19 protein-coding genes are annotated in these 17,760 nt (G+C 72.2%); 6 read left to right on the top strand and 13 right to left on the bottom strand.

All coding sequences use genetic code 11. The features are described from left to right. Positions 1-52 precede the first annotated feature (52 nt). Positions 53-1,012 carry a helix-turn-helix domain-containing protein gene (locus ABZ725_RS08260; protein WP_358801921.1) on the bottom strand — a complete coding sequence of 320 codons (960 nt, stop codon included), beginning with the start codon at positions 1,010-1,012 and terminating at the stop codon, positions 53-55. Between the two features lie 87 nt (positions 1,013-1,099). After that, the gene (locus ABZ725_RS08255) at positions 1,100-1,981 is read right to left on the bottom strand and encodes a LysR substrate-binding domain-containing protein (protein ID WP_358801920.1); all 882 of its coding nucleotides are present in this window, start codon (positions 1,979-1,981) and stop codon (positions 1,100-1,102) included. A gap of 78 nt (positions 1,982-2,059) precedes the next feature. Between ABZ725_RS08255 and ABZ725_RS08250 the strand changes: the two genes are divergently transcribed. The 4 genes from ABZ725_RS08250 to ABZ725_RS08235 all read left to right on the top strand — a co-directional run bounded on the left by ABZ725_RS08250 (position 2,060) and on the right by ABZ725_RS08235 (position 5,152). Beyond that, positions 2,060-3,247 (top strand): thiolase family protein, encoded by a 1,188-nt coding sequence (locus ABZ725_RS08250; RefSeq protein WP_358801919.1) that lies wholly within the window; start codon positions 2,060-2,062, stop codon positions 3,245-3,247. Further along, complete coding sequence (locus ABZ725_RS08245) at positions 3,244-3,939, top strand: 3-oxoacid CoA-transferase subunit A (RefSeq protein ID WP_358801918.1); 696 nt, start codon at positions 3,244-3,246, stop codon at positions 3,937-3,939. Before ABZ725_RS08250 ends, ABZ725_RS08245 begins: the two co-directional genes overlap by 4 nt. Continuing rightward, positions 3,939-4,625 carry a 3-oxoacid CoA-transferase subunit B gene (locus ABZ725_RS08240; RefSeq protein ID WP_358801917.1) on the top strand — a complete coding sequence of 229 codons (687 nt, stop codon included), beginning with the start codon at positions 3,939-3,941 and terminating at the stop codon, positions 4,623-4,625. Before ABZ725_RS08245 ends, ABZ725_RS08240 begins: the two co-directional genes overlap by 1 nt. A gap of 89 nt (positions 4,626-4,714) precedes the next feature. Continuing rightward, a complete protein-coding gene (locus tag ABZ725_RS08235; RefSeq protein ID WP_358801916.1) occupies positions 4,715-5,152 on the top strand; it encodes a DUF4279 domain-containing protein in 438 nt (145 codons plus the stop codon). A 38-nt stretch (positions 5,153-5,190) separates the two neighbouring features. Here the strand turns inward: ABZ725_RS08235 and ABZ725_RS08230 are convergent, their stop codons facing one another. Together ABZ725_RS08230 and ABZ725_RS08225 are read right to left on the bottom strand one after the other, a co-directional pair. Then, entirely contained in the window at positions 5,191-6,156 is a 966-nt protein-coding gene (locus tag ABZ725_RS08230) for a D-2-hydroxyacid dehydrogenase family protein (protein ID WP_358801915.1), read from the bottom strand. Then, positions 6,153-7,751: a PLP-dependent aminotransferase family protein gene (locus tag ABZ725_RS08225; protein WP_358801914.1), complete on the bottom strand. Its 1,599-nt coding sequence runs from the start codon at positions 7,749-7,751 to the stop codon at positions 6,153-6,155. Before ABZ725_RS08225 ends, ABZ725_RS08230 begins: the two co-directional genes overlap by 4 nt. Positions 7,752-7,772: 21 nt before the next feature. Between ABZ725_RS08225 and ABZ725_RS08220 the strand changes: the two genes are divergently transcribed. After that, positions 7,773-8,720 carry an EamA family transporter gene (locus ABZ725_RS08220; protein WP_358801913.1) on the top strand — a complete coding sequence of 316 codons (948 nt, stop codon included), beginning with the start codon at positions 7,773-7,775 and terminating at the stop codon, positions 8,718-8,720. A gap of 55 nt (positions 8,721-8,775) precedes the next feature. On the opposite strand, the gene ABZ725_RS08215 is transcribed toward ABZ725_RS08220, so the two are convergent. Genes ABZ725_RS08215 through ABZ725_RS08205 form a run of 3 tightly spaced genes read right to left on the bottom strand, consistent with a single transcriptional unit; the run spans position 8,776 to position 11,335 of the window. Then, positions 8,776-9,879 carry a HAMP domain-containing sensor histidine kinase gene (locus ABZ725_RS08215; RefSeq protein ID WP_358801912.1) on the bottom strand — a complete coding sequence of 368 codons (1,104 nt, stop codon included), beginning with the start codon at positions 9,877-9,879 and terminating at the stop codon, positions 8,776-8,778. A gap of 37 nt (positions 9,880-9,916) precedes the next feature. Next, on the bottom strand, positions 9,917-10,636 hold the full coding sequence (locus tag ABZ725_RS08210) for a response regulator transcription factor (RefSeq protein ID WP_358801911.1): 720 nt from the start codon (positions 10,634-10,636) through the stop codon (positions 9,917-9,919). Between the two features lie 9 nt (positions 10,637-10,645). Further along, entirely contained in the window at positions 10,646-11,335 is a 690-nt protein-coding gene (locus tag ABZ725_RS08205) for a VanZ family protein (protein WP_358801910.1), read from the bottom strand. Positions 11,336-11,685: 350 nt separating this feature from the next. Here ABZ725_RS08205 and ABZ725_RS08200 point away from each other — a divergent pair, with 350 nt between their 5' ends. Then, positions 11,686-12,213 (top strand): hypothetical protein, encoded by a 528-nt coding sequence (locus ABZ725_RS08200; protein WP_358801909.1) that lies wholly within the window; start codon positions 11,686-11,688, stop codon positions 12,211-12,213. Between the two features lie 16 nt (positions 12,214-12,229). On the opposite strand, the gene ABZ725_RS08195 is transcribed toward ABZ725_RS08200, so the two are convergent. The 6 genes from ABZ725_RS08195 to ABZ725_RS08170 form a co-directional block, all read right to left on the bottom strand. After that, positions 12,230-12,814: a hypothetical protein gene (locus ABZ725_RS08195; protein ID WP_358801908.1), complete on the bottom strand. Its 585-nt coding sequence runs from the start codon at positions 12,812-12,814 to the stop codon at positions 12,230-12,232. Then, positions 12,811-14,220, bottom strand: a complete 1,410-nt coding sequence (locus tag ABZ725_RS08190) for a hypothetical protein (RefSeq protein WP_358801907.1) — start codon at positions 14,218-14,220, stop codon at positions 12,811-12,813. The genes ABZ725_RS08195 and ABZ725_RS08190 overlap by 4 nt, the downstream gene beginning before the upstream one ends. Beyond that, a complete protein-coding gene (locus tag ABZ725_RS08185; protein WP_358801906.1) occupies positions 14,217-15,035 on the bottom strand; it encodes an ABC transporter ATP-binding protein in 819 nt (272 codons plus the stop codon). Before ABZ725_RS08185 ends, ABZ725_RS08190 begins: the two co-directional genes overlap by 4 nt. Before the next feature lie 23 nt (positions 15,036-15,058). Next, entirely contained in the window at positions 15,059-15,889 is an 831-nt protein-coding gene (locus tag ABZ725_RS08180; protein WP_358801905.1) for a zf-HC2 domain-containing protein, read from the bottom strand. Next, complete coding sequence (locus ABZ725_RS08175) at positions 15,886-16,446, bottom strand: RNA polymerase sigma factor (RefSeq protein WP_358801904.1); 561 nt, start codon at positions 16,444-16,446, stop codon at positions 15,886-15,888. Before ABZ725_RS08175 ends, ABZ725_RS08180 begins: the two co-directional genes overlap by 4 nt. A gap of 100 nt (positions 16,447-16,546) precedes the next feature. Further along, positions 16,547-17,749: an erythromycin esterase family protein gene (locus ABZ725_RS08170; protein ID WP_358801903.1), complete on the bottom strand. Its 1,203-nt coding sequence runs from the start codon at positions 17,747-17,749 to the stop codon at positions 16,547-16,549. Positions 17,750-17,760: the final 11 nt, after the last annotated feature.

Here is a 17,760-nt window from a genome sequence, read left to right as displayed (position 1 = left end):
ATGACGGCCGAAATCCGTATGGCTCGGCCGTTCGGTCGAGCTGCGCGTCCGCTCAGGGGCGCTTCGCGGCCGTACGGCGCAACTCGCCTGCGGTGACGCCGAACCGGGCGTGGAAGGTCTGGGAGAAGTGCGCGGCCGAGTTGAATCCGCACATGGTCGCCACCGTTGCCGTACTCGACACCGCGGCGCCCGGTCCGCTCAGCATGCCGTGGGCGAGTTCGAGCCGCCGTCCGAGCACATGGCGCGGAAACGTCGTTCCCGCCTCGGCGAAGACGCGGGTGAGCTGACGGACACTGATGCCCACCGCGTCGGCGACCTCGGGCGCCGACAGGCGCGGATCACGCAGTCGGTCCTCGATGCAGGCGCAGGCGAGCGCGCGGTGGACGATGTGCGGACGGGTGAGGCCGTTGCTCGCGAGCACGGAGACGAGGTCCACGATCGTCTGCTCGTCGGGGCGCGTCGTGTCCTCGACGCCGACGGCACGTCCGACGAGGCGGGCGATCGCGCGACCGTACGGGTTCCGCTCGCTCTTCCGGACGATGACGGGTTCTCCGGGCTTGGGGACGCCGGCCGCGCCGGGCAGCGCACGGCGGTCCACCCGCACCGCCAGTTCGTCCAGACCGTGGCCGAATCCACGGACGAAGTGCCCGTCCGCGTCGCAGACCAGAAGGTCACCGGCGCGGACGAGCTGCCGCCTGCCCGCCTGCTGGAACAGCGAGTCCCCGCGAAGGGAGATGTAGATCGCGACGGAACCCGTGGGCTGCCGTTCGATGAGATCGGCGGGGCGCTCGACGACGTGTGCCGTGGTGCGGACGCGAGCCAGGTGAACCCGCCCGAGCTGAAGGTTGTCCTCTCGCGCCCGGAAGTCCGCCCCGCTGGACGTGCGGCACTTCAAAGCGATCAGCGCGGCGGCGTTGTGCTCCTCCCAGGCCCGCAGCCGCTCCGCCGACGGCACCTGGGCCGTCGAGAACACGTGCGCCGGGCGGGGCGCTGCTGCTTGAACCGACTGCATGGTCTCGAGAGTAGGGCCGTGGCGGCAGCGGGTGTAGAGGCCGGTCACGCGAAGAAGGCGATCACGCCGCAGATCGGGCGGTCCGCGTCAGAACATCCGGCGAACGACCTCGATCGTCCGGCTCAGATGCGGCTCCGTCCGGTCGGACCGGTGCGCGACGGCGAGGTCGACGGTGGTGGCCGGGCGGACCAGCGGTCGGTAGACGACCCCCGCGAGCGCCAGCGCGGTCACCGGCTCGGGCACGACCGCGACGCCGAGCCCGCCGGCCACCAGGGTGACCAGGGTGGAGGTCTCCCCCACCTCGTGCCGGATGTGCGGATCGACGCCGGCGTCCCGGAGCAGCCCGAGCACCACGCCGTACATCACCGAGCGCCGGTCGGCGGAGTGGACGATGAGATCGCAGCTTCCCAGGTCCGCGGCCCGGACCTGTTTCCGCTGGGCCAGCGGATGGTCGGCGGGCAGCGCGACCACCAGCCGGTCGCGCCGCAGCGGCGTGACCGCGAGCGACGGGTCGGCGACCGGCGGTCGCAGCAGGGCGATGTCGATCTCGCCAGAGCGCAGGGCCTCGACCTGATCGGGCGCGAGCATGTCGCCACGGAAGGCGAAGTCCACGCCGGGCAGCTCGGTCGCGAGTCGGCGGGACAGCGCCGGGAGCAGGCTGTAGGTCGCCGAGCCTACGCAGCCGATCGCGAGGTGGCCGACCGCTCCGGCGGCGACCCGACGGGCCTCGTGGGCGGCCTCGTCCACGTCGGCGAGGATCGCGCGCGCCCGGGCGAGGTAGGCGCGGCCGGCGTCGGTGAGGTCGACCCGCCGCGTGGTGCGGTGCAGAAGCTCGACCCCGAGTTCGGTCTCGAGTTGACGGATCGCCTGGGAGAGCGGCGGCTGCGCCATGTGGAGCCGGTCGGCGGCCCGGCCGAAGTGGCGCTCCTCGGCGACGGCGACGAAGTAGTGGAGGTGACGCAGGTTCACTATTAAGACTTCCTGCATCTCAATTGGGTCGAATATCGGTCCTTCACCGTATCAAGGTCTGCGCTTAGCGTGGTCGGCATGACTGCTTTCGTCTATGCCGCGGCCCGTACGCCGTTCGGGCGTTTCAACGGCTCCCTCGCCGGTGTCCGACCCGACGATCTCGCGGCGTCCGCGATCAACGGGGTGCTCGCGAAGACGCCCGGTCTCGACCCCGCCGCGATCGGGGAGATCGTGTGGGGCAACGCCAACCAGGCCGGTGAGGACAACCGGAACGTCGGTCGGATGGCCGCCCTGCTGGCCGGGCTCCCCGTCTCCGTGCCCGCCACGACGGTCAACCGGCTGTGCGGCTCGTCGCTCGACGCCGCGATCATCGGGTCGCGGACCATCGAGGTGGGAGACGCCGACGTCGTGCTGGTCGGTGGAGTGGAGTCGATGACCCGGGCCCCTTGGGTGCTCCCCAAGCCCGACCGCGCCTTCCCCGCCGGCAACATCGCCGCGGTCTCCACCACGCTGGGCTGGCGACTGGTGAACCCCAGGATGCCGGCGGAGTGGACGGTCCCGCTGGGCGAGTGCAACGAGCAGCTCAGAGAGCGGTTCGGCATCGCGCGCGAGCGGCAGGACGAGTTCGCCGTCCGCTCCCACCAACTGGCCGCCGCGGCCTGGGACAAGGGGTTCTACGACGACCTGGTCGTGCCGGTCGACGGTGCCGACCTCGTCCGCGACGAGGGCATCCGGGCCGACTCCACCGCGGAGAAGCTGGCCGCGCTGAAGCCGTCGTTCCGCACGGACGGCACGATCACCGCGGGCAACGCCTCGCCGCTCAACGACGGCGCATCCGCCGTCCTGCTGGGCTCCGAGGCGGCGGCGGACGTCATCGGCCTGGCGCCGCTCGCCAGGATCGCCGGCCGGGGCGCCTCCGCGCTGGAGCCGCAGGCGTTCGGATTCGCACCGGTCGAGGCCGCCGAGCGTGCGCTCGCGCGGGCCGGCATCGGGTGGGACCAGGTCGGCGCGGTGGAGCTCAACGAGGCGTTCGCGGTGCAGTCCCTCGCCTGCGTGGACGCCTGGGGCATCGACCCCGACATCGTGAACGTCAAGGGCGGCGCCCTCGCGATCGGCCACCCGCTCGGCGCGTCCGGCGCCCGCCTCCTCGGGACGCTCACGAAGGTACTGGCCGAACGCGGCGAGCGGTACGGCGTGGCGGCGATCTGCATCGGCGTCGGGCAGGCGCTCGCCGTCGTACTGGAGAACGTGGAGGTCGGCGGATGAGCCGGGCAGAGGTACTGGAGACCGTCGACGCGGCGGTGGCCGGGATCGAGGACGGCAGCACCGTCCTGGTGGGCGGCTTCGGTCTGGCCGGCATGCCCTTCGACCTCGTCGACGGGCTCATTCGGCAGGGCGCGAAGGACCTGACGGTCGTCAGCAACAACGCCGGCAACGGGGAGGTGGGCCTGGCGGCGCTGCTCAAGGCCGGGCGGGTGCGGAAGGTGGTCTGCTCCTTCCCGCGGCAGAGCGACTCGTACGTCTTCGACGAGCTCTACCGCGCCGGCAAGGTCGAACTCGAAGTCGTCCCGCAGGGCAATCTGGCCGAGCGGTTGCGCGCGGCCGGTGCGGGCATCGGCGCGTTCTACTGCCCGACGGCGGTGGGCACACCGCTGGCCGAGGGCAAGGAGGTCCGCACCATCGACGGGCGCGACCACGTGCTGGAGTACCCGATCAGGGGCGACGTCGCCCTCGTCGGCGCCCACCGTGCCGACGGGATGGGCAACCTCGTCTACCGCAGGACCGCGCGCAACTTCGGTCCGGTCATGGCCACGGCCGCCGCCCTGACGATCGTCCAGGTCGCCGAGGTCGTGCCCGTCGGCTCCCTCGACCCCGAGGCCGTTGTGACACCGGGCATCTACGTCGACCGGATCGTGCCGGTCCAGCCCCGCCGGTACACCTCCGAAGGAGCCCGCTGATGGCACTCACCCCCGACGAGCTCGCCGCCGTCGTCGCCCGCGACATCCCGGCCGGCTCCTACGTCAATCTGGGCATCGGCCACCCGACCAAGGTGGCCGACCATCTGCCGGAGGGCTCCGGCATCGTCCTGCACACCGAGAACGGCATGCTCAACATGGGCCGCGCCGCCGTCGGCGACGAGATCGATCCGGACCTGACCAACGCCGGCAAGGTGCCGGTGACCGAGCTGCCGGGCGCGTCGTACTTCCACCACGCCGACTCCTTCGCCATGATGCGCGGCGGCCATCTCGACGTCTGTGTGCTCGGCGCCTACCAGGTCGCCTTCAACGGGGACCTGGCCAACTGGCACACCGGCCGCCCCGACGACATCCCGGCCGTCGGGGGTGCCATGGACCTGGCCATCGGCGCCAAGGACGTCTACGTGATGATGACGCTCTTCGCCAAGAACGGCTCCCCCAAGCTGGTGCCGGCCTGCACCTACCCACTCACCGGGCAGGCCTGCGTGAGCCGGGTCTACACCGACCACGGGATCTTCGACCTCGCGGGCGGCGAGGTGAAGATCCTGGAGACCTACGGCACCACGGCCGAGAGCCTGTCGGCCCGTCTCGGCCTGCAGCCTGTCGAGTCGGTACGCGACAGCTTGCCGGAGAATCCCTGCGCGGCGAGTTCACCGACGCGGCGATGATGCGCGACCGACCGCGCCTGGCGTCGCTGTTCACAGGGAGCCTGAGGAATGCGGTGGCCTGCCGCTGAGCGGCCTGCGATCGTGAGGACGTGCCAGAACACCTGCCGATGCACTCGTCGTTGCCGGACACGAAGTGGTCGGCCGGATCGATCCGGATCACGAGCCGGACGGTCCGCGCCGAGGAGATCTCGGCTCGCCTGGGGATCGTCCCCGACGAGCAGTTCGAGAAGGGGAGCTTGACGAGTCCCCGAAACCCCGGCAGCGCCCGGCGGGAGACCAGCGTCTGGATCCGGCGGAGCGGACTGGGAAGCGACAGCCGACTCGAGGAGCACGTCGCGGCGCTGGTTCGACTGGTCGACGGGTGTCGTGAGGAGCTGACGCGTCTGTCTGTCGACGGTGATCTGGAGCTGTATCTCGGTTTCGGCAGTGAGAACGGTCAGGGAGGCTGCGTCCTGCCGGCCCACCTGCTCGCCGACGTCGGCGGACTGGGGCTCGACATCGTTCTCGACCTCTATCCGCCCGCGTAGAGGTGCAGGTCGTCCATGTCGGGTCGGTGACCCGCTGATCACCCGGCTGTGAGCGGCCTGACCGGAGTGCCGGAGAGGAACGCGGTGATGTCCTCCACCGTCTGCGTGTAGAAGGTGCGGTAGTTCTGCTCGGTGACATAGCCGAGGTGCGGGGTGGCGAGCACGTTCGGCAGGGAGCGCAGGGGGTCGTCGGCGGGAAGCGGCTCGGTGTCGAAGACGTCGAGCCCCGCCCCGGCGATCCAGCCCTCGCGCAGAGCGCGCAGAAGTGCCGTTCGGTCGACGATGGCGGCGCGGGAGGTGTTGACCAGGTAGGCGTGCGGACGCATGGCGCGCAGTTCCGGTTCGCCCAGCAGGCCCCGGGTGCGGTCGGACAGCACCAGGTGGACGGAGACGAAGTCGCTGCGACGCAGCAAGTCCTCCTTGCCGGCGGCCGGTTCGACCCCTGCGTCGGCCGCTCGCTCGGCGGTGAGGTGCTCGCTCCAGGCGAGGACCTCCATGCCGAAGGCGGTGGCGACGGCGGCGACCCGGGTGCCGATCTTGCCGAGTCCGAGCAGGCCCAGGGTGCGGCCGTGCAGGTCCTGGCCGACGGTGGACTGCCAGGGGCCGCCGGCGCGCAGCGCCCGGTTCTCGGTTGTGACATGCCGGGCCAGGCCCAGGAGGAGCGCCCAGGTCAGCTCGACGGGCGGGGTGGAACTGCTCGCCGTGCCGCAGACGGTCACGCCTTGGGCGGCGGCCGCGGCGAGATCGATCGAGGCGTTGCGCATGCCGGTGGTCACCAGCAGGCGCAGCCGGGGCAGGCGGCGCAGCAGATCGGCGTCGAAGGGGGTGCGCTCCCGCATGGCCACGACGATCTCGCAGTCGGCGAGTTCGGCCACGAGCTTGTCCCGGTCGGCGATGTGTTCACGCAGGGTGCGGACCTCGACCCGGTCGGCGAGGTGGCTCCAGTCCGCCAGGGTGAGGGCGGCGCCCTGGTAGTCGTCCAGCACGGCGCAGTGGAGAGTCATGCGGGCATTCTGCCTTTCACCGGTGCGCACGCCGGGTGCGGGGGGGGGTTCCGCAGGGCGGCGCCGACGATGGCGATGCCCTCCTCGATCTCGTGGGCGGGGCCGGCGGCGTAACCGAGCACCAGGCCCGGCGGGCCGGGGCTGATCCGGTGCCAGGACAGCGGGTGCGCCTTGACGCCCTGCGCGAGGGCGGCCGCGGCGAGGTCGGTGTCGCGGAGGCCGCCGCGCGGGTCGTCGAAGGTGACCATCAGGTGCAGGCCGGCGGCCGCTCCGTGGACGCGGGCGCCGGGCAGGTGCGTGTCGATGGCCCGCAGCATCACGTCCCGGCGCCGACGATGGCGCAGCCGTACATGGCGCAAGTGCCGTTCCAGCTCCCCGGAGTCCATGAGTCGGGCGAGGACCAGCTGGGTGAGGATGCCGTTTCCGAGGTCGGCGTACCGTTTGGCGGTCACGGCGGCGTCCAGTCGGCCCGGTGGTACGAGGAGCCAGCCGACCCGCAGCGCGGGAGCGAGCAGTTTGGACACGCTGCCCGCGTAGCAGACGCCCTCGGGCATCAGTGAGCGCAGCGCCGGCACCGGCGGCCGGTCGTAGCGGTGCTCGGCGTCGTAGTCGTCCTCGATGACCACCCCGCCCTCGACCGCCCAGCTCAGCAGTTGGCGACGGCGTTCCCCGTCGAGGACGACGCCGGTGGGGAACTGGTGGGCCGGAGTCATCAGCACCGCACGGGCGCCACTGGCACGCAACGCCGCGACGTCCAGGCCGCCGGCGTCCACGGGGACGGGGACGGTCGTATGGCCGCCGTACTCCAACTGCTGGCGCGCGCCGAGGGATCCAGGGTCCTCGACGGCGATACGGCTGATCCCGTCCGCCCTCAGGAGCTGCCCGAGCAGACCGAGGGCCTGGGCCACACCCGCGACGATCACCACCTCGTCCGGGTCGGCGCGGATGCCGCGGTTGCGGGCCAGCCAGCCGACCACGGCCCGTCTGAGCGCGAGGGCGCCCTGAGGATCGCCGTAGCCGAAGTCGGCCGGGGTGACCCCGGCGAGGACGGCACGCTCGGCGCGCAGCCACTCGGTGCGGGGGAAGGCGGCGAGGTCGGGGACGCCCGGCGAGAGATCGATCCGGCAGGGCAGGGCGCGCAGCGCGTCGACCACGCCCTCGCGGTCGTCCGAGCCGAAGAACGCGGGCCCGGTCTCCGTAGCGCCCGGGACGCGTTCGCGAGGCACGGCGGGAGCCGCCACCACCACGGTTCCGAGCCGGCCGCGACCGGCGATCTGACCGGACTCTGCCAGCCGCCGGTAGGCCTCGGTGACCACACCCCGGGTGACCCGCAGCTCTTCGGCGAGCACCCGACTGGCGGGCAGCCGTGCTCCGACGGGCAGCCGGCCGTCGGCGATGGCCGACCGCAGCCGGTCGGCGAGCCAGGCGGTACGCCCGCCGGACGGCGCCTGGCCGATGTCCAACTGGAGGAAGTCCGAGCCGACCCCCGCGACGGAGGCCGGGTCGGACGCCGGGTCGGACGCCGGGGTCGCCGTCGCGCGTGGCTTTTTGGACCCCTTGACCGATGGCTCTGTGGACCTGCCCATGGCGTCCATTGTGACGGCAGGGTGGACGGCATGGACACACCTTCCACTCGGTTCGCCCAGCTCATCCCGGGAATGGTCGGGATGGTGCTCGTCGGCAGCAGCGTCACGGTCTCGCACTCGCTCGTCGACGCCCCGCTGCTCACCGCCCAGGCCGTCCGGTACGCGGCCGCGACCGTCATCCTCCTGGTCGTCGCCCGGTTCGCCGGTGCTCGCCTGGTGTGGCCACGCGGACGGGAGTGGCTGTGGCTGACCGGGCTCGCGGTCACCGGGCTGGTGCTGTTCAACGTGGCCGTGGTCCGGGGCGTCGCGCATGCGGAGCCCGCGGTGGTCGCCGTCGCGGTGGCGTGTGTCCCCCTGGTTCTCGGGGTGGTGGGCCCGCTGCTGGAGGGACGCAGGCCGAGCCGGCAGGTCCTGCTGGCGGCTCCGGTCGTGATGACGGGCGCGGTGCTGGTGGAGGGAACCGGTCGTACCGATGCCGTCGGGGTTGCCTGGGCGGCGCTCACTCTGGGCTGCGAGGCCGCGTTCACGCTGCTCGCGGTGCCGGTGCTGCCCCGGCACACCCCGTGGGGGGTGTCCGTGCACGCGACATGGCTGGGCGGTCTGCTGCTGGCCGTACTCGGCGCGACACGGGAAGGGCCTTCGGCCGTACGGCAGTTGTCCGGGGTCCAGTGGGCGGCCGTCGGCTACCTGGCGCTGATGGTGACGGCGGTCGCCTTCGTCCTGTGGTACTCGACGGTCCGCTCCGTCGGGGCGGGGCGAGCCGGGTTGCTGACCGGCATCGCGCCCCTGGCCGCGGCGGCCGTCGGCACCGTCTCGGGCGTCGGCGTGCCGGGGCCGTGGGTATGGCTGGGCATCGCCGTGGTGATCGCAGGTCTGGTCGGTGGCCTGCGGCCACGAGACGTGCCAGCCGGAACGATCACGGACGTCGACCGCACGGCCCAGGCGGATCCCCCGCCGGCCGCGGTGCGCTCAAGGTAGCGCCGACCGGTCGGCGGCCCACGGCACTCGCAGCCGGCGCACATTCTGACGACGCCTACGGCGTGCTGGGCAGCCGAACCGTGACGAGGAGGCCGCCGGCGGGGCGAGGGGCGAGGTCGAGGGTCCCGTCGTGGGCGCGGACGACGCTGTGCACGATGGCCAGACCGAGGCCGGCGCCGGCGTGCTCGTCGGTGCGTACACGTTCCGTGCCGCGCTGGAAGGGTTCGGTGAGGGTCGGTACCAGTTCCGGTGGGAGCCGACGGCCCGTGTTCTCGACCCGCAGCACGCTCGTGTCGCCGTACGCCTCGGTGTGGACGGTGACGGTGCCGCCGACGGGAAGGTTGTGGACGACGGCGTTCTGGACGAGGTTCGTCACCATCCGCAGCAGCAGCTCCGCGGAGCCGCTGGTCGGGGCCGCTCCGCCGGTGACGTCGAGCGTGATCCGGCGCTGTTCGGCGAGGGGGAGCAGCGTTTCGGCGGCTTCCTCGGCGACGAGGGAGAGGTCGACGCTCTCGCGGGCGAAGTCTGCGCGGTCGCCGCGGCTGAGCAGCAGCAGGGCCTCGGTGAGGTCGATCGCCCGAGTATTGACCGTGTGCAGGCGTTCGATGAGTTCGCCCCGGTCCCGCGTGGGGTCCTTGCGGGCGACGTCGAGGAGCGTGCGCGAGATCGCCAGCGGGGTGCGCAGCTCGTGGGAGGCGTTCGCGGCGAACCTCTGCTGCTCGGCGACGTGGGACTCGAGTTGGTCGAGCATCGAGTCGAACGCGTCGGAGAGTGCACGGAATTCGTCCTGGCGGCCCTTCATACGGATCCGGTGGGACAGCGATCCGTTCCCGGCCCGCCGTGCCGCGTCCGCGATCCGTGTGAGGGGTGCGAGCATCCGGCCGGCGAGGATCCATCCTCCCAGCAGGCCGAACACGAGGAGGAAGGCCAGTGCCGTGGCCGCGGCGGGGGCGAAGCCGCGCAGGAGGTCGGAGCGGTTGGGCCCGACGATGATCACGGCGCCGTACGTCTTCTGGAGGGCTCTGGGGTCGCTGGTCGGCAACCAGCGCAGCACGAACACCCACATGACGGCCAGCAGAAGAGTGCCGGCGACGAAGAGGAATCCGGCATAGCTGAGGGTGAGCTTCAACCGGGCGCTGCGCCCTGCGCGTCTGCTCATGAGGCGTCTGCTCATGAGGCCTCTGTTCATGAGGCGTCTATTCATGCGTGCCGCCGGGGTGAGTGGCGTCCATACCGGTGCCCGTGCCGGTGTCCCTGCCGGTGTCGATCCGGTAGCCGACGCCGGGCACCGTGGCGATGATCCATGGTTCGCCGAGCCGTTTGCGCAGTGCGGAGACGGTGATGCGCACGGCGTTGGTGAGGGGGTCGGCGTTCTCGTCCCAGGCCCGTTCGAGCAGCTCTTCGGCGCTGACGACCCCGCCCTCGGCGACGACGAGGACTTCCAGGACGGCGAACTGCTTACGGGTCAGCGCGACATGGCGTCCGGCGCGGAAGACCTCCCGGCGGAAGGGGTCGAGCCGCAGGCCCGCGATCTCACGGACCGGGGGCCGGGCGTACGCGCGTCTGCGGTCGAGCGCCCTCAGCCGCAGGACGAGCTCCCGCAGCTCGAACGGTTTGGTGAGGTAGTCGTCGGCGCCGAGCTCGAAACCGGAGGCCTTGTCGTCGATCCGGTCGGCGGCGGTGAGCATGAGGATCGGGATGCCGCTGCCGGAGGCGACGATGTGCCGGGCGACCTCGTCGCCGGAGGGGCCGGGGATGTCGCGGTCGAGGACTGCGAAGTCGTAGGAGTTGACGCTGAGCAGTTCCAGGGCGGAGTCGCCGTCGCCGGCGATGTCGGCGGCGATCGCCTCCAGCCGCAGACCGTCACGGACGGCTTCGGCCAGGTAGGGCTCGTCCTCCACGATCAGTACGCGCATGTCCGAAGCCTAGGCAGCGCACGATATCGCCGGCGTATGCGCGGTACGAGTACGCCACCAGCGGCGCGACGCCAGCCCGGCCAGCACGGCGCCGACGGCGTTGACCAGTACGTCGTCCACGGAGGACACCCGGTCCAGTTGCAGGACGTACTGTGCGGTCTCGACCAGGACCGAGCAGCCCGCCCCGAGTGCCAGGATCCGCGGGGCCGACGCCGGCGCCGCGAACCGCATCGGGGCGAAGAACCCCAGGGACGCGAAGACCAGCAGGTTGCCGACGATCCCGAGCGGCCCCATCGTGACCAGGTCCCGCAGGGGTACGAGGCTCACCCGGGCGGGGACGACGCCGGCCCCGCCGCCCGGCATCATGGTCATCCATACGAACGGCACCGTCCCGTGGACCATACCCACCTCAGCTAGCGACATCGGCCACGCCGACGCGACACCGGCGGCACGCCGACGGTGCGCCAGAGCCCACGCTGCCGACACGGCCAACGGCAGCGCGACCAGCGTCATGAGCACCACACCGTTGAACGTGTCGAGGCAGCCGTGCCACCGCCCGGCCATGCACCGCGGAGCGGACATCAGCAGCGGCCCCCGCACGGCGAACACGGCGCTCGCCATGCCGAGGATCGCCAGGCTGAGGAGCACGCTCCTGCGCGTGCGGCGGGGCGGTCCCGACAGGGATGCGTTGTGGTTCATGGCCCCCATTGGAGAGGGAAGGCCGTTGCGGCGGCGTATGCGATTTTCGATACGCCCGCGAAAGCTGTCACGCATCGCCGAAGTCGGTGCAACTCACCGGTGCAGCACCTCGGGCAGAGCGTTCACCCTCACCTCATCGCAACGGCCAAGCTTAGAATCATTGCGTTACCGTCAAATCGTTGCAACGATTTCTCGACCCCTACCTGCAATGACCGCGATCGCGCGCAATAAATACGTTGCTGGTTCCGTGAATGCAACGTAGCGTTTCCATCACAGGAAACAGCGAGCCGAGGCCTCCCGGGCCGAGCGGGTGCGCGTTTCGCGGGGTGAGCGGTCAAGGGGGTCGGATCATGGAGACGGCGCAGAGTCGGCAGCAGGCGGCGCCCGGCGCCTTCACCGCCTTCGCCCGCTTCGTGGTCTGCGGCGGCGGGGTGGGGCTCGCTTCCAGCTTCGCCGTGGCGGCCCTGGCCGCCTGGCTTCCCTGGGGCCTGGCCAACGCTGTGATCAGCGTGGTCTCCACGCTCCTCGCCACCGAGCTGCACGCCCGCTTCACCTTCGGCGCGGGCGGGCACGCGACCTGGCGCCAGCACACGCAGTCGGCGGGATCCGCCGTGGCCGCGTACGCGGTGACCTGCGCGGCGATGTTCGCCCTGCAGCAGCTCGTGGCGGCGCCCGGTGCGGTGCTCGAACAGGTCGTCTACCTGTCGGCCTCCGCACTCGCCGGCGTCGCACGATTCGCGGTGCTGCGCCTCGTCGTCTTCGCGCGCAACCGCTCACAGGCCGCCGCCACCGCCGCCCGCACCCCCCGTCCCGTGCAGGCGACCGTGGCCCGCGCCTCGGCCCCGGCCGGCCCGGCGGCACTCTCCCGCGCCGCCTGACTCCTCCGCCGAGCAGTTACCGTCTCGGTCCCGCGACGGCGTAGGCCGCGGTGCCGGCGACCGTGAGGAACAGGGCCGTCCAGGTGCCCGCCGCCGTGTCGGCCGGCAGCAGCATCCAGGTCGCCACCTGCGTCGGCGCACTCGTCGGGGGCGGCGCGAAGAACGAGAACGAGAGCCAGGCGTACGGCAGCGTCCATGCGTACTGGCCGCCCGAGACCGCCGCGCCCAGGGCGACCAGTCCCATCAGGCCCGCGCTGTCCCGGACGACGAACGCGGCGGTGGCCATGCCTCCGCCGTCCCCGCCCATGCTCTGCACCGTCAGCAGCACCGTGCCGACGACCGCGCCGGCGAGCAGCACATGCGCCGCTCTGCGGGGCATCCAGCGGATCGCGGCCGTGCGGTCCAGCGCGAGGTCCTGCCCGCCGAGCCCGATCGAGGCTGCCATCGCCCCGGTGGCGAGGACGAGCACGAGCAGGCGCGGATCGCCGGGCCCCTCTCCCCCGCCCCGGGCGAGTGCCCACACCGCCACCGCGCTGATCACCACCGCGGCGAGCGACGCGGGGACCTGACGCGAGCGTGCGTACAGCGTCAGCCATCTCACCGGGACGCACCCCTGGACAGCACCTCGAACGGGTCACCCTTGCAGGAGAACGCGGCGGCGCGCATCGCGCCGATCCGCGAGAGCTGTTCGGCCCGCGGCAGCGCCTCGAGCTTCTTCCACACCGGGCGGGCCTCGGCGTCGACCTCGCTGCGCAAACCTGCTGACAACGTGCCGGGAAGCGGCTCGAGGTCCCCGAGGACCCAGCCCACCGCGACGGTCTGTGCGAAGAGATCCGACCCGAAGCTGGTCCAGCCGGTGGGGGTGCACCCGGGCACCATGCCTTTGGCGATCAGGGCCAGGGTCAGTTCCTCGCCCTTCGCAGCGCCCTTCGCGGCGGCGATGAGGTCGTCGTCGAAGTCGAAGAGCACGGTCGAGCGGGACCACTGCGGCGTGCTGCCTTCCGGCAGCAGGTCGGTGTTCTCCCGGACCGAGACCGGTGCCTCGTCGCCCAGGACGCTCCGAAGCAGGCCCAGCGCCTTCCTGCCGGGACCCGCGAGGTCGGCGAGCCGTCCCTGCTGGGTCTTCGTCACACACACCGGGCCGTCGCACACCAGCTCCGCGGCGGCCTCGTCGACGACATGGATCCGGCGCGGGTCGGACGGGAGGACGAGCAGGGCGATCACCGCGCCCGCCATGATGGGCGTCAGGGCGGTCAGCCGGGCGCGCGGAGTCGCCGCGACCAGCAGCGCGAAGCCCGTCGCGGCCATGCCGAGCAGCCAGATCGTCTGCCCGACGTGCACCGGGGCGGAGAGCGTGACGAGCACATCGCGCACCTCCTGCACCGCAGGTGACAGCAACGAGACCCGGTTCGGCTCCGTGATCGGGACCCCCGCCGCCGTGGTCGTCTCCGTCCGGCCGAACGACATCTGCATGAGGGCCGTGAACACGAAGGCGCCCATGGCCAGCGCGGGCGGGGTGAGCACGGACGGCAGGGCTCGCCCGGCCCCCATGCCCAGCACGGCCCCCGCGACGAGAGAGAGCGCCCCGACCAGCGAGATCGGCAGCCAACCGAGGTGCATGTACTCGGTGTTGGCGAGCACCTGGACCCCACCCACGAGGACGAGGAGCGCGAACGCCGAGGTCAGCGTGAACGCCGTCGTGCCCGCCAGCGTGGCCGCGCGGTGCCGGGCGGGCCGTGGCGTGCTCGTCAGCAGCTCGGACATCTTCGAGCGGCGGTCGCGCAGGCCCTGCAGCGCCCCGAGCCCCACGGCGAGCGGCCACAGGTAGAACAGCAGGGAGCGGGTCCACAGGGCCATGGACGTCCACTGCGCCGTCCATGCCGTGGTGCCCGTCCACCACGTGCCGTTCAGCAGGTACAGGAACGCCAGCGGCGCCGTCAGGACCACGGCGCCGGCCCAGGGGGCGACGGAGCGCTTCAGCTCGATGCGCAGGACGCTGATGTTCACCAGGCGCCCCTTCCCTGACCGGCGCGGTCGGGGCCCTGCAGCAGCGCCGAGTAGCCGCGCTCCAGGGGGCTGTCGCCCGGATGCTCGGGGCCGCCCGCCGCCGCCAGGTCGTCCGGAGTGCCCTGGAAGACCAGCCGCCCCTCGGCGAAGAGCACCACGTCGGTGCAGGCGGCGGCGACGTCCTCCACCAGATGGGTCGAGACGAGCACGCAGGCGTCCGTGCCCAACTCCTGCAGCAGCTCACGGAAGCGCAGCCGCTGCGCCGGGTCCAGACCGACCGTCGGCTCGTCCAGCAGCAGGATCGTCGGGTCGTTGACGATGGCCTGGGCGATGCCGACCCGGCGCACCATGCCGCCCGAGAGGGCCTTCATCCTGTCGTCGGCGCGGTCCGCCAGCCCCACCCGCTCCACGGCGCGCTGCACCGCCGCGGGGATCTCCGCCTTCGGCACCTCCTTCAGCCACGCCATGTACTCGACGAACTCGCGTACCGTGAAACGCTTGTAGTAGCCGAACTCCTGCGGCAGGTAGCCGATCCGGCGGCGCAGCGCACGGTGCTCGCCCGTGCCGCCCGCGGACTCGCCGAGCATCTCCAGGGTGCCCTCGCTGGGGCGCAGCACGGTGGCCAGTGTCCGGATGAGGGTGGTCTTGCCCGCCCCGTTGGGGCCGAGGAGTCCGTGGACGCCGGTGCCCAGCGACAGGTCGAGGCCGTCGACGGCCATCCGCTTCCTGCCGACCCTGACCTTCAGCCCGGTGGCCTGGATCTCCCAGGCGTAGGCCGTCGGTGCGATGTCGGCCGCGCTCACGGCGGACGTCATGGCGGGTCCTGCCTTTCTCTTGGTCATCGATGGGCTCCCAGCACGGAGTACGCGTCTCTGCGGGCGATCACGACGCCGATGCCGAGTGCGAGGATCAGCCCCCACGCGGGCAGACCGTCCCTCTGCAGGGCGAAGGTCGTACGACTGGTGGCCAGGGTCGGCGCCACGACGACGGCGGCCCAGACGGCGGCCAGCGCGACGGCGGCGCGGGTCACCCCGACGACTCCGCCGAGTGCCAGCGTCGTCGCCGTGAAGGCCAGACAGGGCAGCAGCCACTGAGCCACCATCACCCCCGTCAGCCATCCGCCGACCAGCAGCGCGGGGACGACCACGCCGAGCACGGACGCGGTGCGCCGCAGCACCAGGTACAGCCCGGCCCTGGGCACCGAGGCCGTCAGTTCGTACGCCGGGTCCAGACCGCGCGACCAGGACGCCGCGACGCCGAGCACGGGCAGGACCGGCGCGAACAGCAGCACCAGCGACACCTCGCCGGAACCGGAACCGGAACCGGTGTCGGCCAGGTCGAGCAGCAGGGCCAGCAGCGTCACGCCGACGACCATGGCCAGCCAGGGCACCATCGTGGGCGTCATCCACCTCGACAGCCGTGCCGACCGGCGCCGTCCGCGCGGCATCGTGGCGGTGACCGCCAGCCGGGGTTCGAGGCCGGACCACACGGTGTCGACCATGGACGCCACGGCGGGCGCCTCGGCGCCGACAGCGGCGGACAGCCGGTCCCGGCACACCCGGCACGTCTCCAGATGGGACTCCACGGCCCACACCTCGTCGGCGGCGAGGTCCGTGCCGCCGCGCGCGTAGCCCTCGATGATCCGCATCGACGCATGTTCCACGCTCACGCCAGCGCCCTCCGCATCGCGATCCGGGCCCGGCGGGCACGGGTCTTGACCGTGCCCTCGGGCAGCCCGAGCAGGACCGCGGTCTCCCGGACGGACAGCCCGTCGAGCACCATGGCCTGCAGTACCTGTCTCAACTCCGGTGCGAGGCACCGCAGCGCGTCCCCGACATGACCGCCGACGGTCGCCGCGAGCGCCTCCTCCTCCGCGGCGGGCGCCGCTTCGGGCACAGCGGCGGCCGGCGGCGGCTCCGCGTAGTGCGCCCTGCGCCGGAACGCGTCGACCAGGCGGCGCGCCGCGATCGTCCACAGCCAGCCGACGGCCGTCCCGCCGACCGCGGCCCCCGCGAACGCGCCCGCCGCGCGCCACACCGCCAAGTAGGTCTCCTGCATGACCTCCGCGACGATCTGCTCGTCCGCACACCGGCGGCGCAGCCGCACCGCCATCCACGGCGCCGTACGCCGGTACAACTCCTCGAAGGCGGCACGGTCGCCCTTCGCCACGAGCCGGACGAGACGTTCCTCGTCCCACTCGTGCAGCGCTGTTCTGACTGATCTCACACCGGCTAGACGCCCGAGCCGGGCCGCAGGTTTTCCCCCCGACGTGATCCCCGCCACACGGGAGAGCCTTGGGTTGTCCGAGCGCTCCGGAACGCGGTGATCACGTCTTCGGGACGTCCCTGACGAACACGATCCCGTCGTATCCGGCCAGATGGGCCGCGTCGAGCGGGGCGTAGCCGTAGTACGGGGACACGCGGGGCGCGGGCCGGGTGTCCCCGAGGGCGGTGGCCAGCCGGGCGGGGTCGACGACACAGCGGTCCTGCGGGAGCGCGTGCAGGAGTCCTTCGACGGTGTCCGGCGGCGGGGTGTCCACTCCCTGGTGCCGGAGTGTGCCGAGGGCCGTGGCCAGGAAGGCGTACTCCTCGCCCAGGCGGGCGTTCACGAGCGCGCCGGCGCTCCACCACTCCAGCGGCAGACCGCCCATCCGCATCGTGCTCCTGTCCCGCTGGAGATGGCCGTTGTGGGCGTGGACGAGTGCCGGGGCCCGTTCGGCGAGGGCGAGGAGGTTGTCGGCCATCATCTGGTCCCGCAGGCCCACCAGCCGGGTCATACGGGCCGGTGAGGTGTCGGCCATCCAGTGGTGGTAGCGCAGCAGGCCCATGGCGGTGCGCCCGTACAGGCGCGCCCGGTGCCAGTCCTCCCGCGAGGTCGCCGTGATCAGGTGCGGTGTCTGTGAGTCGAGCAGCGCCACCAGATCGTCGGCGAGCAGTCGCAGTCGGCCGGCGTCGGCCGACTGTCCCACGGACCGGGCCGGGTCCATCATCGCGGCGGGATCGGTCCACCGGTCGTCGGCGCCGAGCAGGCGGTCGAGCGTGTCCGCGGTGCAGGGCAGCAGGTCCGGGTCCACCTGGGCCGCGAGGCAGCCGTGGAGTGCGGTGAGGGCCTGCCGGGGACTCGCGGCGCCGGTGATCTCCAGTGGGCCGTCGAAGCCGGCGAAGCGGAGCCGGTCGGACGCGGGCCGGCCGTCGTTGTGGGCGCGCATCCAGCGCACGAGTTCGCGGTTGGCCGCGGACGCGCCCCAACCGTGGCTGAATCCGCGCTCCATGACCTCGTCGAGGGTGCCCGTGCCCGTGGTGACGTAGTCGTCCACGACCAGGCCCATCATGCAGTCGCTCTCGATCGTGATCGTCCGGTATCCCTCCTCCTCGACGAGTTGCCGGAAGAGCTCGTTGCGCAGGTCGAGCAGAGTGTCCTCACCGTGGGTGGGCTCGCCCAGGGCCAGCAGCCGCGGCCGGGCCGAGAGCAGCCTCATGACGGCGGCGGCATCGATCGCCTGGGCGGTTTCCTTGAGGTCGGTAGCCATGCCTTCAACGG

Origin of the sequence: Streptomyces sp. NPDC006872, from assembly GCF_040635845.1 — a bacterium.
Classification (GTDB): Bacteria; Actinomycetota; Actinomycetes; order Streptomycetales; family Streptomycetaceae; genus Streptomyces.
Note: the sequence above shows the minus strand (reverse complement) of the source record. Positions and strands in the feature narration are given on the sequence as shown.

Excerpts from the sequence above, each read along its gene's own strand:
- ABZ725_RS08240 (WP_358801917.1), top strand. The coding sequence starts at position 3,939 with ATGGCACTCACCCCCGACGAGCTCGCCGCCGTCGTCGCCCGCGACATC.
- ABZ725_RS08220 (WP_358801913.1), top strand. The coding sequence starts at position 7,773 with ATGGACACACCTTCCACTCGGTTCGCCCAGCTCATCCCGGGAATGGTC.
- ABZ725_RS08170 (WP_358801903.1), bottom strand. The coding sequence starts at position 17,749 with ATGGCTACCGACCTCAAGGAAACCGCCCAGGCGATCGATGCCGCCGCC.
- ABZ725_RS08225 (WP_358801914.1), bottom strand. The coding sequence starts at position 7,751 with ATGGACGCCATGGGCAGGTCCACAGAGCCATCGGTCAAGGGGTCCAAA.
- ABZ725_RS08230 (WP_358801915.1), bottom strand. The coding sequence starts at position 6,156 with ATGACTCTCCACTGCGCCGTGCTGGACGACTACCAGGGCGCCGCCCTC.
- ABZ725_RS08185 (WP_358801906.1), bottom strand. The coding sequence starts at position 15,035 with ATGACGTCCGCCGTGAGCGCGGCCGACATCGCACCGACGGCCTACGCC.
- ABZ725_RS08245 (WP_358801918.1), top strand. The coding sequence starts at position 3,244 with ATGAGCCGGGCAGAGGTACTGGAGACCGTCGACGCGGCGGTGGCCGGG.
- ABZ725_RS08205 (WP_358801910.1), bottom strand. The coding sequence starts at position 11,335 with ATGAACCACAACGCATCCCTGTCGGGACCGCCCCGCCGCACGCGCAGG.
- ABZ725_RS08260 (WP_358801921.1), bottom strand. The coding sequence starts at position 1,012 with ATGCAGTCGGTTCAAGCAGCAGCGCCCCGCCCGGCGCACGTGTTCTCG.
- ABZ725_RS08210 (WP_358801911.1), bottom strand. The coding sequence starts at position 10,636 with ATGCGCGTACTGATCGTGGAGGACGAGCCCTACCTGGCCGAAGCCGTC.
- ABZ725_RS08215 (WP_358801912.1), bottom strand. The coding sequence starts at position 9,879 with ATGAGCAGACGCGCAGGGCGCAGCGCCCGGTTGAAGCTCACCCTCAGC.
- ABZ725_RS08250 (WP_358801919.1), top strand. The coding sequence starts at position 2,060 with ATGACTGCTTTCGTCTATGCCGCGGCCCGTACGCCGTTCGGGCGTTTC.
- ABZ725_RS08200 (WP_358801909.1), top strand. The coding sequence starts at position 11,686 with ATGGAGACGGCGCAGAGTCGGCAGCAGGCGGCGCCCGGCGCCTTCACC.